The organism is Nocardioides albus, assembly GCF_014648255.1.
GTDB lineage: Bacteria > Actinomycetota > Actinomycetes > Propionibacteriales > Nocardioidaceae > Nocardioides > Nocardioides albus.
Genome location: NZ_BMQT01000003.1, coordinates 491821 through 507214, shown reverse-complemented (window position 1 = coordinate 507214; position 15394 = coordinate 491821). Strand labels below are relative to the sequence as shown.

The following is a 15394-nucleotide window of genomic DNA, read 5'->3' as shown; positions in this document are numbered from 1 at the left end:
ACCGGAATAACCATTCGACACGGATGCCAGACTGGACGGCTGTGGGACATGTGGATGTTGCTGGAGTGCGCTACCAGCTGCCCGATGGGCGAGTGCTGCTCGATGACGTCTCCTTCCGGGTGGGAGAAGGCGCGAAGGTCGCGTTGGTCGGCGCCAACGGCGCCGGCAAGACCACCCTGTTGCGGATCGTCACCGGTGAGCTGACTCCGACGGCCGGAGCCGTGGTGCGCTCGGGTGGCCTCGGGGTGATGCGGCAGATGGTGGGCCGTGGTTCCTCGACGGTGGGTGAGCTGCTGCTCTCCGTCGCGCCTGCGCGCGTGCGCGAGGCTGCGACCGCCGTGGACGCGTGCGAGCTGGAGCTGATGTCGTCGGAGGACGAACGGCTGCAGATGCGGTACGCGACCGCGCTGGCCGAGTACGCCGACGCCGGCGGCTACGACCTCGAGGTCGTCTGGGACGTGTGCACGATGGCCGGGCTCGGCGTCCCCTACGATCGCGCCCGCTACCGCTCCCTGGACACCCTGTCGGGCGGAGAGCAGAAGCGGCTGGTGCTCGAGTATCTGCTGCGCGGCCCCGACGAGGTGCTGCTTCTCGACGAGCCGGACAACTTCCTCGACGTGCCCGGCAAGATCTGGCTGGAGCAGCGCATCCGGGAGTCCCCGAAGACCATCCTCTACGTCAGCCACGACCGCGAGCTGCTGGACAACACCGCGACCAGGGTGGTCACCGTCGAGCTCGGCGCCTCCGGTGCCGGCAACAGCACCTGGACGCACCCTGGTGGGTTCGCCTCCTACCACGAGGCCCGCAAGGACCGGTTCCTGCGCTTCGAGGAGCTGCGCCGTCGCTGGGACGAGGAGCACGCCAAGATCAAGGCGCTGGTCCTTCGGCTGAAGATCAAGTCGGAGTACAACGACGGGATGGCGAGCCAGTACAGGGCGGCCCAGACCCGTCTCCGGAAGTTCGAGGAGGCCGGCCCGCCCGTCGAGCAGCCACGTGAGCAGGCGGTGCAGATGCGGCTGCGCGGCGGGCGCACCGGCAAGCGGGCGGTGGTCTGCGAGTCGCTGGAGCTCACCGGGCTGATGCGCCCGTTCGACCTGGAGGTCTGGTACGGCGAGCGGGTTGCCGTGCTCGGCTCCAACGGATCGGGCAAGTCCCACTTCCTGCGACTGCTCGCCCGCGGAGGCACCGACCCGGACGTGGAGCACCGCCCGGTCGAGGACACCCCGATCGAGCCGGTACGCCACCGTGGGAAGGCCAAGCTCGGGGCCCGCGTGCGGCCGGGCTGGTTTGTGCAGACCCATGCCCATCCGGAGCTGGTGGGGCGTACGCTGCTCGACATCCTCCATCGCGGTGAGGGCTCGCCCGACGGGCGAGGGCGCGCGGGTATGGGGCGCGAGGCCGCCTCGCGGGTCCTCGACCGCTACGAGCTCGCCCACGCCTCCGAGCAGACCTTCGAATCGCTCTCGGGTGGGCAGCAGGCGCGGTTCCAGATCCTCCTGCTCGAGCTGAGCGGCGCCACCCTGCTGCTGCTCGACGAGCCGACCGACAACCTGGACGTCCAGTCCGCCGAGGCGCTCGAAGCCGGGTTGGAGGCGTTCGAGGGCACGGTCATCGCGGTCACCCACGACCGCTGGTTCGCCCGTGGCTTCGACCGCTTCCTCGTCTACGGCGCCAACGGTGAGGTCTACGAGTCGCCGGAGCCGGTCTGGGACGAGACGAGGGTGGAGAGGTCCCGATGAGCGAGCTGGTGATCGAGCGCGTCGACCCGTTCGACGACGACGCCTTCGACGCGTGGTACGACGTGATGACCGCGTCGTGGCTCGACGTGCGCGGTCCCGACGCCGACCTGTGGGCACGTGAGGAGCAGCGCGTCGAGCTGCAGCAGCAGACCGAGAAGACCGACCGGAGGGCGTACGTCGGCCGTGTCGGGGGCGAGGCTGTCGCCGCTGCCTGGATGGCCATGCCGCTGCTCGACAACCTCCACCGGGCGACCCTCGCGGCCGCCGTGCTGCCGGCCCACCGGCGGCGGGGCCATGGCACCGGTCTGCTCGACCATGTCGAGGCGGAGGCACGCACCCAGGGGCGTACGTCGTTGACGGGTGAGGTCTGGTGGCCCTGGTCGCTCGGGTCCGGGGGTGAGGGATCGCCGGGACGGGACTTCGGGATCGCGAGGGGCTATGCCCCCGCGCTGGTGGAGGTACGCCGCCTGCTGCGGCTCCCGGTCCCGGACCACATCCTCGACCGGCTGGCCGCAGAGGCCGCCGAGAAGCACGGCGACTACACGCTGCGGTCCTGGGTCGGCCGGGTGCCCGACGACATCGTCGAGAGCTGGGCGGTGCTCGACGCCAGCCTGGAGACCGAGGCGCCGACCGGCGACCTGGACATCGAGGCGCCGGAGCCCGACGTGGCGAAGGTGCGCGAGACCGAGGAGCTGGTCGCGGCCCAGAAGCGAACCCTCTACCACTCCGTGGCGCTGGACGCCGACGGCCGGGTGGTGGCCTACACGGTGATCGGCTACTCCAGCCTGGACGGCAACAGCTATCAGTGGGGAACCCTGGTCGAGGGAGCTCACCGGGGCCACCGGCTCGGCCTGGCGGTCAAGGTCGCCAACCTCAGGCTGCTCCAGTCAGAGCGCCCCGAGGTGCCGACCGTGACGACCTACAACGCCGAGGTCAACACCCACATGATCCAGATCAACGAGGCGATGCTGTTCGAGCCGATCGAGTGGCTCTGCAGCCTCCAGAAGTGACGGCGTGTGCTGCCAGGGGTGCGCCATAGCGCACCCCTGGCAGCACACCGCGGAAATGTCGGTGGGTTCTGGGAGCGTTCGTGGCATGGCTACTTCTGACGTGCGCCTCTTGGCGGGGCGGCAGCTCGGGCTGATCACGCGGGCGCAGCTGCGTGCGCTCGGGATCTCACGGTGGCGCGTGCGCAACCAGCTTGCCGCGGAGCGGTGGGTGGAGCGGTCTTCGACCGTGATCAGCACCTTCACGGGGTCGATGTCCCGCGACCAGCTCATGTGGCTGGGCGTGCTCCAGGGTGGGCCGCGGGCGTTGGTCGGTGGTCTCACCGCTGCCGAAGTGCACGGGCTGGCCAACTGGCACCGCGAGACGATCACGGTGCTCGTCCCGTACGGCGACGACATCCAGGAGCCGATCGACGGCATCGACTTCGTGCGCACCCGGAAGGCGATCGACTCGTTCAGGTCGACGTCGAGCGAGCTGCCGCTGATGAGGCTGGAACCAGCGGCCCTGATGTGGGCGGCTCAGGAACGGAGCGACCGTACGTCGCAGGGGATCCTCGCCGCGCTGGTCCAGCAGCGGTTGACGACTCCGGAGTCGCTCGCCGCCTGGCTCAGGGACCTCAAGCCGTTGCGGAAGGCTCCGCTGTTCCGAGGGGCTCTGGCTGAGATGAGCGAGGGCGCTCAGTCGCTGTCGGAGATGGAGCTCAGGAGGCTGTGCCGCCGGTTCGGGATCGCCCGACCGGCGCAGCAGACGAAACGGCGCGACAGCGACGGCAGGGTGCGCTACACCGACTGCGAGTGGCCGCTTCCCGACGGACGGTTGCTCGTGCTCGAGATAGACGGCGGCTTCCACATGGAGGTGGAGCACTGGGAGGACGATCTCGCTCGGCAGCGCGCCCTGTCCGCGCCGGATCGTGTCATCATCCGATGCACAACACGCGAGATCCGCGACGAGCCACAGCGATTGGTCCGAGACTTGCAGCGGCTAGGCGTGCCAAAGGCCGCCTGAAATGGCGGTGTGCTGCCAGGAGTGCGGCATAGCGCACCTCTGGCAGCACACTGCGGGTTATTTGGCGTCGGAGTCCAGGGTGACCTTCGCGGTCTGCTCCTCGCCGTTGCGTGACCAGGTGACCTCGACCTCGTCATCGGGACGGTAGGAGCGGACGGTCGCCACGAGCGAGTCGGAGCCGGTGATGATGTGGTCGTCGACCTTCGTGATGATGTCGCCCTTCTCGAGGCCGGCCTTCTCGGCGGTGCTGCCTGCGCCGACCTCCTGGACTTGTGCCCCGGTGACCGAGGTCTGGCCGTTCTGGGCGGCGGGGGTGTCGGAGACCGAGATGCCGAACTGTGCGTGGGTGGCCTTCTCGCCCTTCTCGAGCTGGTCGACGATCGGGCGGATCTCGTCGATCGGGATGGCGAACCCGATGCCGATCGAGCCGGCGTCCTGGCCCTCCCCGCCCGAGGTGGAGCGGATCGAGGCGTTGATGCCGACGAGGTTCCCGTTGAGGTCGACGAGTGCGCCACCCGAGTTGCCCGGGTTGATCGCCGCGTCGGTCTGCACGGCGGGGTAGACGGTCGCCGCGCCGCTCTGGTCGACACCGACGTTGACCGGACGGTCGAGCGCGCTGACGATACCGGTGGTCACCGTCTGGTCGAGCCCGAAGGGGGAGCCGATCGCCACGACGCTCTGGCCGACGGTGAGGTTGTCGGACTTGCCGATCGTGATCGGGGTCAGGTCGGAGACGCCTTTCGCCTTGATCACGGCGGTGTCGGTGAGCGGGTCGGTGCCGAGGACCTCGGCGGAGGCCGACGTACCGTCGTTGAAGTCGACTGTCACGGTGCCGCCGTTGGCGGCCAGCTCGACGACGTGGTTGTTGGTCAGGATCGTGCCGTCGGAGGAGATGACGACCCCGGAGCCGGAGCCCGAGCCCTGCTGGGAGGTGACCTCGATCTTCACCACGGAGGGGAGCACCTTGGCAGAGACCTTCTCGATGCTGCCCTCGGGGGCCTTCGCGTCGACGACCTGCGAGGTGGCCGGGGTGTTCGCCCCGCCACCGATGCCGTCACCGGCGAGGGCGTCGTAGATCGCTGCACCGCCGACGCCTGCCGTGCCACCGGCGACCAGCGCCCCGGCGAGGACGGCGGCGACGAGACCGGCTCGGCCAGCAGCGCGCTTCTTGACGGGCGCCCCGTGGGCCCAAGGCGCACCGGGCGTGGCCGGCATGACGGCGGTCTGGGCCGGCGGGGGCGTGGACGGGCCGGCGAGAGGTTGGGTGGGAGCCGGGGGAGTCCACTGAGGCGGGGTCCCACTCGGCTGCTGAGAAGGAAGTTCGGTCATGTCCTCGAGTCTGACCAGCGTCCCTGTGAGCCGGCTGAGACGGGGCTATGTGGCACCGAAGAGAAACTCGACCTCTCGGGGGCTCAGTCAGCCTCGATCCGGAGGGTCACCTGCTTGAGCAGCTCCGCCAGGTCCGTACGCCGCTCCGGGCTCAGGGTCTCCAGCAGCCTGGTCTCGGCCTCACCGCGCAAGTCCATCGCCCGCCGCCAGATCTCGATACCGGCCTTGGTCGCCTCGACGCTGATCTTGCGGCGGTCCTCGACCGATGCCGTACGCCGCAGCCACCCGGCCTTCTCCATGCTGTCGAGCCGCCCCGTCATCCCGGCGGGGCTGATCCCAAGATCCTTCGCGAGGGCCGTGGGGGAGGCGTGCCCGGGGGTGTCACGGATCATCAGGTCGTGAAGCGTCTTGTACTCGAAGTCGGCGAGGCCGACCTCCCTCGCCGCAGCGGCACGGGCGTCGTTGAAGAACTTCGAGATGGTTCCGATCCGCACGGTGATCGCCTCGATCTCGTCGTCGAAGTCGATGTCGATCCAGTGGTCGCGCCAACGAGCCACGTGACGGTCGGCCTCGTCTTCAGCAAGGTCATCGCCGGACGTCTCAGGGGGTTGCAACTCGGACATGATCCGAGCCTACCTTTCGCTCACTGATAATTCGCTGGCGAATAGTTCGCTGACGAAGTATCTTCGTTGGTATGACCGCCACGACCGAACCACCGACTACGAGTCGTTCGCCGCTGAGGCATCCCAACTTCCGCCGGCTCGTGACCGGGACGGCGTCCTCGTCGCTGGGCAACGCGATCACCCCGATCGCGCTCGCGTTCGCGGTGCTCGACCTCGGGGGCACCGTCACCCAGTTGGGCATCGTGGAGGCCATCTTCGCGACCTGCCAGGTGGTGACCACGCTGGCCGGAGGAGTGCTCGGTGACCGGGTCTCGCGCAAGCTCATGATGGAGGGCACGGCGGCGGTCAGCGCGGTCGTGATCGGATCGCTGGCGGCGACGGTGATCCTCGGCATCGCGACGATCCCGTCGATAGCGGTGATGGGGGGCCTCGCGGGCATCGTCGCGGCGCTCAACCAGCCCTCGGCGATGGCGATGACCAAGGTGGTCGTGCCCGCGGAGGATCTCGGTGCCGCCGTCTCGCTCCGGTCGCTGCTACAGACCACCGCCTCGACCGTCGGCTACGCCCTCGGCGGTGTGCTCGTCGCCGCGGTGGGATCAGGCTGGGCGATCATGGTCGACGCGCTCACCTTCGCCATCGCCGCCGTCGCCTACGCCGGGATGCGGGTTCCCCATGAGCGCCCGCCCCACAAGGCCTCGATGCTCGGCGACCTCGCCGAAGGCTTCCGCGAGGTGATGCGGCACTCGTGGCTGTGGTTCCTCATCCTGCAGGCGCTGCTCTACCACCTGTTCTGGTCGGGAGCACACAGCGTGCTCGGCCCGATCGTTGTCGGCGAGGGCATCGGCCGGGCGTCGTGGGGCTTCGCGCTCGCGGCCCTGATGGCGGGCTTCTTCGTCGGCGGCCTGTTCTGCCTGAGGTTCCGCCCGCGCCGGCTGCTCTCCGTCGGTGTGCTCTTCCTTGCGATGACCGGCCTCTTCCCGATCTCGATGGCGGTCTCCGACACGCTCTGGCCGATCCTTCTCGGCGCCTTCCTGCATGGGTTCGGTCTGCAGGTCTTCGACATCTTCTGGCAGATCGCGATCCAGCAGGAGATCCCCGAGGAGAAGCTCTCCCGGGTCTACTCCTTCGACATCGTCGGCTCGTTCGTCGCCCGTCCCCTCGGGCTCGCACTCGTCGGCCCGGTCGCCGTCGCGGTGGGCTTCGACACCTGGCTGTTCGTGGTCGCCGCGGTGATCTCCGGCGCCGCCCTGATGTCGATCTCCTTCGCGGGCGTACGTCGCCTCGAACGCGCGCCCGAGTAGGCGTCACTCTTCTGACGCCGAGGCGTCACTTTCTGACGTCGAGGCGTCAGTTTCACGCCGAGGCTCGTCGGTACGCCGGCCTAGATCGCGACCGCCTCCACGAACTGACTTCTCGGCGTCAAGAATCGACTTCTCGGCGCCAAGAACTGACTAGGTGGGCAGACCTAGGGAGCGGAGGTCGCGGCGGAGCTGCTCGGCCCCGGTGAACTGGAACGCTTGCATGCCGAGCGCCGCGGCGGCGGCCACGTTGGCGATGCTGTCGTCGATGAAGGCCAGCCGGTCCAGCGGCATCCCGGCGCGCTCGGCGGCGAGCTGGTAGATCGCCGGGTCGGGCTTGGCCAGGCTCTCCTGCCCGGAGATGACGACGTCGCGGAGCAGCCCGATCACGTCGTACGTCGCCGGAGCATGCGGATAGAGCTCGGCCGACCAGTTGGTCAGTCCGAGCTGCACGACTCCGGCGGCGTCGAGCTCGCGGACCAGCTCATGGGTGCCGGGGACCGGCCCCAACAAGGAGAGCGGGAAGTTGTCGACATACGCCGCTCCGGCCGCGAGCCACTCGGGTGCTTCCGTCTCGAGGACGGTGAGGGCCTGGGCCCAGGTGCGGCCGGCGTCCTGGACGTGGTTCCACGACCCGAAGTCGAAGGACTCCATGAACCTGCGGGCGTCGGCGTCCCCGACTCCGGCCGCGATCGCCGGGAGCGGGTCCCAGCGGATCAGAACGTTCCCGAAATCCCACACGACCCCGTCCACCGCGGGGGTGGACGGGGTCTGGGTCTCGACGGGCTCGACCACCGGGAGGTCGGTCACGCCCAGCGGACGTCGCGCGGGACGAAGGTGAGTCCGCGCTCGCCGGTGTAGATCTGCTTCGGTCGGGCGATCTTCTGCTCCTTGTCCTGGACGAGCTCCAGCCACTGGGAGAGCCAGCCCGGCGTACGCCCGATGGCGAACAGCACGGTGAACATCTCCGGCGGGAACTCCAGGGCCTCGTAGATCAGGCCGGAGTAGAAGTCGACGTTCGGGTAGAGCTTGCGCTTGACGAAGTATTCGTCCTCGAGCGCGATCTTCTCCAGCTCCATCGCGATGTTGAGCAGCGGGTTGGTGCCCGTGACCTCGAAGACGTTGAGCGCCTGCTGCTTGATGATCGTCGCGCGCGGGTCGTAGTTCTTGTAGACCCGGTGGCCGAAGCCCATCAGCCGCTCGTTGCCGGCCTTGACGCCCTCGATGAAGGCGGGGATGTTCTCCACCTTGCCGATGCGGCGCAGCATCCGGAGCACGGCCTCGTTGGCGCCGCCGTGGAGCGGGCCGAAGAGAGCGCCGACGCCGGCAGCGACCGAGGAGTAGGGGTCGACCTGCGTCGAGCCGACCGAGCGCACCGCGTTCGCGGAGGCGTTCTGCTCGTGGTCGGCGTGCAGGATGAAGAGCGTGTCGAGCGCCTTCTCGATGCGGTCGTCCGAGGCGTACTTGCTCTCGCTCATCTTGAAGAGCATCGAGAGGAAGTTGCCGGTGTAGGACAGGTCGTTGTCGGGGTAGACGTACGGCTTGCCCTGGGCGTGGCGGAACGCCCACGCGCCCAGCGTCGGCATCTTGGCGATCAACCGGATGATCTGCAGGCGACGGTTGTCGGGGTCGGAGATGTTCGCGGCGTCCGGGTAGAACGTCGACATCGCACCGACCGACGCCATGAGCATGCCCATCGGGTGGGCGTCATAGCGGAAGCCCTGCATGAACTCCTTGATGTTCTCGTGCACGAACGTGTGGAAGGTGATCTCGTGCACCCACGCGTCGTACTCCTCCTTGGTCGGCAGCGCGCCGTGGACCAGGAGGTAGGAGACCTCGAGGAAGCTGGACTTCTCCGCGAGCTGCTCGATCGGATAGCCCCGATACTCGAGCACGCCCTTGTCGCCGTCGATATAGGTGACGGAAGATCGGCACGAGGCGGTGTTGACGAAGCCCGGGTCGTAGACGGCCAGGCCAGGGTTGTCCTCAGAGGCCTTGATCTTCCCCAGGTCGGCGGCGCGGATGGTGCCGTCGGTGATCGGGATGTCGTACTCCACCCCGGTGCGGTTGTCACGCACTGTTAGAGATTCGGTCACGATCAGCAACGGTAACCCTCTTGAAATCACCTTCGTAACTCGGCGTCCCACCCATTGGCCGAATTCGGCTCAGAATCGGAGCCTGTCCCGCGCCGGTCGGGTGTCTCCGGAGGGCTCCTCGTCGCCGAAACGGGTCAGCGCATCGCGCAGCCGATGGAGGTCGAGGACGGTCTGTACCGACCGCTCGTTCAGGGTCTCGTCCTCTCCGCGGAGCGCACGCAGCGCATCCTGGACCTCGATCTCGCTCGGCTCCCCGGTCATGGGGACATAATCTAGGCGGCCGGACCAAGACTCGCCTAGCTCGGCGCCCGGCACGACCATCGGATCAGCCCTCGAGCGCTCTGCGGATGAACTCGTCACGGGTCGCCACCGAGGCGCGCGAGACCGCGGCGTGCCCGGCCATCATGTCGAACCCGTGGAACCCGCCGCCCCACATGTGGAGGTCGACGCTCACTCCGGCCTCCGAGAGCCGGCGTGCGTAGGTCAGCGTCTCGTCGCGGAACGTCTCCGCCGAGCCGGTGTCGATGTAGGTGCGGGGGAGGCCGGTGAGGTCCTCGGCGCGTGCGGGCGCGGCGTACGGGGACACGTCAGGGCCGCCGCGGCGGTCGCCGAGCAGTGCCGTCCAGCCGAACAGGTTGGCGTTGCGGTCCCAGAGCCCCTCGTCGTCGAGCATCCGGCTGCTGTGGGTCTCGAACCGGTCGTCGAGCATCGGACAGATGAGGATCTGATGGCTCAGTCTCGGGAAGGCCCGGTCGCGGGCGATCAGCGCCGTGCCGGCGGCGAGACCACCACCGGCGCTCGTCCCCGCGATCATGATGCGCTCGGGGTCGACGCCGAGATCGGCTGCGTTCTTGGCGGTCCAGACCAGGCCGGCGTAGCAATCCTCCACGGGTGCTGGGTCGGGATGCTCCGGGGCGAGGCGGTACTCCACCGACACGACGACGGCGTTGCCGTCGGCGACGTACGGGAGGAAGGTCTCCACGCCGAGCCGCCGGTCTCCGATCACCATGCCGCCGCCGTGGACGTGGTAGATCGCCGTCCGCGGCGGCCCGTCGACGGCGGGGCTCAGGATCAGCACGGTGACGTCGGGCGCACCCTCGGGGCCGGGGACCTGACGCTCCTCGACCCTGATCGCACCACCCACGGTCAGGTCCACCGGTTCCACGTCGGGCAGGCCCTCGGCGCTGAGCTGACGTATCAGCTCGAGGTTCTCGGCAGAGAAGGTCGACACGTCCTGCCGTGCCGCCTCGAGGACCGGCACGAGCTCCGGATCGAACGGTGGTCGGGCGGGGGTGTCGGGGAAGATCTGGTCGGTGGGGGTCTCGGTCATGGGGGCCAACTCCTTCGCGAACTGGAGTACCCAGCCTCCTCTGCCACCATGAGCCACGGAACCCGGCCTGCGGCACAGGAGAAACCGATGTGCAGTCGAGGGGTACGCCGGGGGAGAATGGGTGACCTCATGTCCGAGTCCGATCAGCCCGCCGCCATCTCCGTCGCGATCACCTACCCTGCCGAGCTTCCGGTCACCCAGCGCCGCGAGGACATCGCCGCGGCCATCCGTGACCACCAGGTCGTGATCGTCGCCGGCGAGACCGGGTCGGGGAAGACGACGCAGCTGCCCAAGATCTGCCTGGAGCTCGGGCGCGGGTCCGCCGGTCTGATCGGGCACACCCAGCCGCGCCGGATCGCGGCACGGTCGGTGGCCGAGCGGATCGCCTCCGAGCTCAACACCTCGCTCGGTGACCTGGTCGGCTACCAGGTGCGGTTCATGGACAAGTCCTCGGCCGCCTCCCGGATCAAGCTGATGACCGACGGCATCCTGCTCGCCGAGCTCCAGCGCGACCGCGACCTGCGCCGCTACGACACGATCATCATCGACGAGGCCCACGAGCGGTCGCTGAACATCGACTTCCTGCTCGGCTACCTGCGCCGGCTGCTGCCGCGTCGGCCGGACCTGAAGCTGATCATCACCTCCGCGACGATCGACCCGGAGCGGTTCGCGGCCCACTTCGCCGACGCCTCGGGCGAGCCCGCGCCGATCATCGAGGTCTCCGGGCGTACGTATCCGGTCGAGGTCCGCTACCGGCCGCTGATGGAGCTCTCCGAGGAGGACGAAGAGGGCGAGGTCGTCGTCCGCGACCAGACCGAGGCCATCGTCGACGCGGTCAAGGAGCTCTCGGCCGAAGGCCCGGGTGACGTTCTCGTCTTCCTGCCCGGCGAGCGCGAGATCCGGGACGCTGCCGACGCGCTGTCCGATGCGCTCGGGCTGAACAAGGGGCGCTCCGGGACGGGTCTGGTCGAGATCATCCCGCTGTTCTCGCGCCTGTCGGCCGCCGACCAGCACCGGGTCTTCTCGCCCCACACCGGCCGCCGGATCGTGCTCGCGACCAATGTCGCCGAGACCTCGCTGACGGTCCCCGGGATCAAGTACGTCGTCGACACCGGTGTCGCCCGCATCTCGCGCTACTCCGCCCGCACCAAGGTGCAGCGGCTGCCCATCGAGCCGATCTCGCAGGCCTCGGCGAACCAGCGGTCGGGGCGTACGGGGCGGGTCCAGGCGGGCATCGCGATCCGGCTCTACTCCGAGGAGGACTTCCTCGGGCGGCCGGAGTTCACCGACCCGGAGATCCTGCGGACCAACCTGGCCTCGGTCATCCTGCAGATGGCCTCGCTCGGGCTGGGGGACATCGCCCGGTTCCCGTTCGTGGAGGCGCCGGACCGGCGCAACATCACTGCCGGCGTACAGCTTCTCGAGGAGCTCGGCGCGATGCGGGGCCAGCGGCTGACGAAGCTGGGCCGTCGCCTGGCCAGGCTGCCGATCGACCCGCGGCTGGCACGGATGGTGCTCGAGGGCGAGCGGCTCGGGTGCGTGCGCGACGTCATCGTGGTCGCTTCCGCGCTATCGCTCCAGGACCCGCGCGAGCGGCCGGGGCAGGACCACCCCAAGGAGCAGGCGCAGGCCGACCAGCTGCACGCGCGGTTCAAGGACGAGACCTCCGACTTCCTCACCTGGCTCAATCTGTGGCGCTATCTGAAGCAGCAGCAGCACGAGCTCTCCTCCAGCGCGTTCCGGCGGCTGTGCAAGCGGGAGTTCCTGCACTACGTACGCGTCCGGGAGTGGCAGGACCTGGAGTCGCAGCTGCGTCAGGTGTGCCGGGAGATGAAGATCGACCTCGGCAAGGGACACCGCGACGTCATCGAAGCCGGCGAGGACGCGGGCGAGGACAAGGTGACGTACGACGCCGACGGGATCCATCAGGCGCTGCTCTCCGGGCTGCTCTCGCACATCGGCGCGCTCGAGGAACGGGACTCGAAGGCGGACGCGGCGCGAGCGCGGGAGAAGCGGCGGCCTGGCCCGCGGGAGTACGAGGGTGCCCGCGGGGCGAAGTTCGCGATCTTCCCCGGGTCGGCGCTGCACCGGAAGAACCCGCAGTTCGTGATGTCGGCGGAGCTCGTCGAGACCTCCCGGCTCTGGGCCCGGCAGAACGCCGCGATCAAGCCCGAGTGGGCCGAGCAGCTGGGCCGTGACCTGGTCAAGCGCACCTACTCCGAGCCGCACTGGTCGCAGAAGCGTGCCTCGGTGATGGCGCGGGAGAAGGTGACTCTCTACGGCGTGCCGCTGGTCGCCGACCGTCCCGTCGCCTTCGGCAAGATCGATCCCGAGCTGAGTCGGGAGCTCTTCATCCGGCATGCGTTGGTCTATGGCGAGTGGCGTACGAACCACCGCTTCCTCCGCGACAACGCGAAGCTCGTCGAGGAGGCCGAGGAGCTCGAGCACCGCGCCCGGCGCCGCGACATCGTGGTCGACGAGCACTCGCTCTTCGACTTCTACGACCGCCGGCTGCCGGCCTCGATCGTCTCCGGCGCCCACTTCGACCAGTGGTGGAAGCAGGCCCGGCGAGAGACGCCCGACCTGCTCACCTTCGAGCTGTCGATGCTCACCAACGAGGCTGCCGGTGAGGTGAGCGAGCGCGACTTCCCGGCCGAGTGGGCTCTGCAGAATCCCGGTGGAGGCCCGCTCACGTTCCCGCTGAGCTACCACTTCGAACCGGGTGCGGCCGATGACGGGCTGACGATCGACGTACCCGTGGCCACGCTCAACCGCGTCGGCGCCGACGACTTCTCCTGGCTGGTGCCGGGGCTGCGCGAGGAGCTGGTGACCGCGCTGATCCGGTCGCTTCCCAAGCCGCTGCGGGTCAGCTTCGTGCCCGCTCCCGACAAGGCGCGCGCCTTCCTGAAGGAGACGCCGCCGGGGGAGGAGCCGCTGCTGACCGCGCTGGAGCGCTGGGCGCGCTCGACCGCGGGCGTACACATTCCCCGCGAGGCCTGGGACTGGGACAAGGTGCCCGAGCACCTACGGCCGATCTATCGGGTCGTCGGTGAGGACGGTCGCGAGACGGCGAAGGGCAAGGACCTCGACGCGCTCAAGGCTCCGCTCGAGGGCGAGTTCGAGGCCGCGATCGCGGAGGTCGCGGCGTCGGCCGGTCACACCCGCACCGGCGAGACGAGCTGGGTCTTCGGCGACATCGCCGCGACGGTGACCGAGAAGCGTGCCGGGCATGAGGTCACGGTCTTCCCGTGCCTCTCCGACGAGGGCTCGACGGTCGGTCTCGTCGTCGCCGGATCCGCCGAGGAGGCTGAGGCGCGCCATCGTCTCGGCGTCGTACGCCTGCTTCTCCTCGCTCTCCCGAATGTGGGCAAGGAGGTCGTCGACGGGCTCTCCACCATGGAGAAGCTCGCGCTGGCCGGATCCCCCTATCCGAGTGCCGCCGAGCTCGTCGAGGACTGCCGCGCCGCCGTCGTCCGTCAGCTGCTGGATGCCCGTCCGCTGCCGCGGACCCAGGAGGCGTACGCCGCGGTCCTGGCCGCCGCCGGCACGCCGGCCGACCTGGTCGCGGCCGTCCGCGCGGTCCTGGCCGACGTGATGCGGGCGCTCGAGGCCTATCGCGAGACCGACAAGGCTCTCTCCGGGCGGGCCGACATGTTCCAGCTGCCCGCGCTGACCGACATGAAGGACCAGCTCGCGCGGCTGGTGCACCGCGGGTTCGTCGCGGAAGCGGGCGCGCAGCAGATCCGGCGCTATCCGACCTATCTGAAGGCCATCGTCGAACGCCGTCGCAAGCTCGACGCCGATCTGCGCGCCGACCGGGCGACCCACGACCGGATCTCCTCCCTCCAGGACGCCTACCTCCACCAGGTTGCCGCGCTGGCCGAGGGCCGGCCGCCGGGGGCGAGGTTGCGGCAGGTGCGGTGGATGCTCGAGGAGTACCGGGTCCAGCTCTGGGCCCAGCAGCTCGGCACCGCCGCGAAGGTGTCCGACGCGCGGATCCGCAAGCTGCTGGGTTAGCGCGGGGACCACCGTCGGCGTGGGTGTAACTCGGTGTGTAACACGCTGTTTGTCGTACTGTCCGGTCGTTCTGATAGGGCGAGTAGTACTACGAACGACGTGTTACACGTGGGCGGTGGCCGGTACGCTCGAGTCGATGCCCAGAGAGTTTCATTCGCCGATGCGTCCCGGGGACGGCTTCTTCGACTCCATCCTCGGGGGCGACGACCCTGCCCTGGTGCAGGAGGCGGCCGACGCGGCGGCGACCGCCCTCGTGCGCGGCGCGCGGGAGAGCGACGACCCGGCGGTCGTCGAGCGGATCCTCCACCTGGCCGAGTCCGAGGGCATCGAGACGATCGCAGAGGTGTGGTCGAGCTCGCCCGCGGAGTCGTTGGCCGGCTGCCTGTGGCGGCTCTACCTGCTCCGCAGCTGGGTCTACGCCGATCCGGTCGGCGCAGCGCGTGAGTTCGAGGCGGGGCGGACGAAGGCCCAGGTCGCGCAGGTCGTCGCCGGTGTGGCGGAGCCCCCAGGGCCGCAGGAGCTCAAGGCGATGGTCGACGAGGTCCTGCGCGGTATCGCCGGCAGCGACTTCGCGGTGGTGCTCCTCCGTGCTGCCGCGTTCTCCCGCGTCATCGCCGCCGGACGGGCGTCGCTGGACCCGGACGCAGCCGCTACGAACGTACGCAGCATGCTGCAGCTCTCCGAGCAGCTCGAGGCCGCGGGTCACGCCGAGCTCGAGCAGCGCCTTCTCTGAGAGCGGTGCGGTAGCCTCCTCTTCGCTCTGATGCGACCGAGGTTGGGGGCACCGTTACACTGGTGCTTGAACACGTCGGGCTGCGGCAGCCCCGGGTCCCAACTTCAGCCGCTTCGAGCGGCCTTGCGCCGTGAGGCGCTCCCGGTCCGGCGTGTTCATCATCTTTTCCGGTGCGCCTCGGCTGGGCGGCCATGACGCCAGCCACCTATCAAGGAG

At 69.2% G+C, this 15394-nt stretch carries 12 protein-coding genes; 6 read left to right on the top strand and 6 right to left on the bottom strand.

The genetic code is table 11. The annotated features are described in order from the left end of the window. Positions 1 to 41 precede the first annotated feature (41 nt). The 3 genes from IEY84_RS08600 to IEY84_RS08590 all read left to right on the top strand — a co-directional run bounded on the left by IEY84_RS08600 (position 42) and on the right by IEY84_RS08590 (position 3752). Positions 42 to 1739 (top strand): ABC-F family ATP-binding cassette domain-containing protein, encoded by a 1698-nt coding sequence (locus IEY84_RS08600; RefSeq protein WP_183544309.1) that lies wholly within the window; start codon positions 42 to 44, stop codon positions 1737 to 1739. Beyond that, positions 1736 to 2749 carry a GNAT family N-acetyltransferase gene (locus IEY84_RS08595; protein WP_183544307.1) on the top strand — a complete coding sequence of 338 codons (1014 nt, stop codon included), beginning with the start codon at positions 1736 to 1738 and terminating at the stop codon, positions 2747 to 2749. The genes IEY84_RS08600 and IEY84_RS08595 overlap by 4 nt, the downstream gene beginning before the upstream one ends. Before the next feature lie 85 nt (positions 2750 to 2834). Continuing rightward, positions 2835 to 3752, top strand: coding sequence for a putative endonuclease domain-containing protein (locus IEY84_RS08590; RefSeq protein WP_183544305.1), 918 nt, complete (start codon positions 2835 to 2837; stop codon positions 3750 to 3752). 57 nt (positions 3753 to 3809) lie between these two features. On the opposite strand, the gene IEY84_RS08585 is transcribed toward IEY84_RS08590, so the two are convergent. Both IEY84_RS08585 and IEY84_RS08580 read right to left on the bottom strand, forming a co-directional pair. Beyond that, positions 3810 to 5081 (bottom strand): S1C family serine protease, encoded by a 1272-nt coding sequence (locus IEY84_RS08585; protein ID WP_229788461.1) that lies wholly within the window; start codon positions 5079 to 5081, stop codon positions 3810 to 3812. 83 nt (positions 5082 to 5164) lie between these two features. Beyond that, entirely contained in the window at positions 5165 to 5704 is a 540-nt protein-coding gene (locus IEY84_RS08580) for a MarR family winged helix-turn-helix transcriptional regulator (RefSeq protein WP_183544303.1), read from the bottom strand. A 71-nt stretch (positions 5705 to 5775) separates the two neighbouring features. Here IEY84_RS08580 and IEY84_RS08575 point away from each other — a divergent pair, with 71 nt between their 5' ends. Beyond that, complete coding sequence (locus IEY84_RS08575) at positions 5776 to 7005, top strand: MFS transporter (protein ID WP_183544301.1); 1230 nt, start codon at positions 5776 to 5778, stop codon at positions 7003 to 7005. Positions 7006 to 7155: 150 nt separating this feature from the next. Here the strand turns inward: IEY84_RS08575 and IEY84_RS08570 are convergent, their stop codons facing one another. The 4 genes from IEY84_RS08570 to IEY84_RS08555 all read right to left on the bottom strand — a co-directional run bounded on the left by IEY84_RS08570 (position 7156) and on the right by IEY84_RS08555 (position 10428). Further along, the gene (locus IEY84_RS08570) at positions 7156 to 7812 is read right to left on the bottom strand and encodes an HAD-IA family hydrolase (protein ID WP_229788455.1); all 657 of its coding nucleotides are present in this window, start codon (positions 7810 to 7812) and stop codon (positions 7156 to 7158) included. Next, on the bottom strand, positions 7809 to 9098 hold the full coding sequence (locus tag IEY84_RS08565; protein WP_183544299.1) for a citrate synthase: 1290 nt from the start codon (positions 9096 to 9098) through the stop codon (positions 7809 to 7811). Before IEY84_RS08565 ends, IEY84_RS08570 begins: the two co-directional genes overlap by 4 nt. 69 nt (positions 9099 to 9167) lie before the next feature. Continuing rightward, a complete protein-coding gene (locus IEY84_RS08560) occupies positions 9168 to 9359 on the bottom strand; it encodes a hypothetical protein (protein ID WP_183544289.1) in 192 nt (63 codons plus the stop codon). A gap of 64 nt (positions 9360 to 9423) precedes the next feature. Next, entirely contained in the window at positions 9424 to 10428 is a 1005-nt protein-coding gene (locus IEY84_RS08555) for an alpha/beta hydrolase (RefSeq protein WP_183544287.1), read from the bottom strand. A gap of 117 nt (positions 10429 to 10545) precedes the next feature. Between IEY84_RS08555 and hrpA the strand changes: the two genes are divergently transcribed. After that, a complete protein-coding gene (gene hrpA / locus IEY84_RS08550; RefSeq protein ID WP_183544285.1) occupies positions 10546 to 14445 on the top strand; it encodes an ATP-dependent RNA helicase HrpA in 3900 nt (1299 codons plus the stop codon). A gap of 136 nt (positions 14446 to 14581) precedes the next feature. After that, positions 14582 to 15178, top strand: coding sequence for a hypothetical protein (locus IEY84_RS08545; protein ID WP_229788449.1), 597 nt, complete (start codon positions 14582 to 14584; stop codon positions 15176 to 15178). Positions 15179 to 15394: the final 216 nt, after the last annotated feature.

Bases quoted from the DNA above. Each gene is read 5' to 3' on its own strand.
- IEY84_RS08575 (WP_183544301.1), top strand. From the start codon at position 5,776: ATGACCGCCACGACCGAACCACCGACTACGAGTCGTTCGCCGCTGAGG.
- IEY84_RS08580 (WP_183544303.1), bottom strand. From the start codon at position 5,704: ATGTCCGAGTTGCAACCCCCTGAGACGTCCGGCGATGACCTTGCTGAA.
- IEY84_RS08585 (WP_229788461.1), bottom strand. From the start codon at position 5,081: ATGACCGAACTTCCTTCTCAGCAGCCGAGTGGGACCCCGCCTCAGTGG.
- IEY84_RS08555 (WP_183544287.1), bottom strand. From the start codon at position 10,428: ATGACCGAGACCCCCACCGACCAGATCTTCCCCGACACCCCCGCCCGA.
- hrpA (WP_183544285.1), top strand. From the start codon at position 10,546: ATGGGTGACCTCATGTCCGAGTCCGATCAGCCCGCCGCCATCTCCGTC.
- IEY84_RS08560 (WP_183544289.1), bottom strand. From the start codon at position 9,359: ATGACCGGGGAGCCGAGCGAGATCGAGGTCCAGGATGCGCTGCGTGCG.
- IEY84_RS08595 (WP_183544307.1), top strand. From the start codon at position 1,736: ATGAGCGAGCTGGTGATCGAGCGCGTCGACCCGTTCGACGACGACGCC.
- IEY84_RS08545 (WP_229788449.1), top strand. From the start codon at position 14,582: ATGCCCAGAGAGTTTCATTCGCCGATGCGTCCCGGGGACGGCTTCTTC.
- IEY84_RS08590 (WP_183544305.1), top strand. From the start codon at position 2,835: ATGGCTACTTCTGACGTGCGCCTCTTGGCGGGGCGGCAGCTCGGGCTG.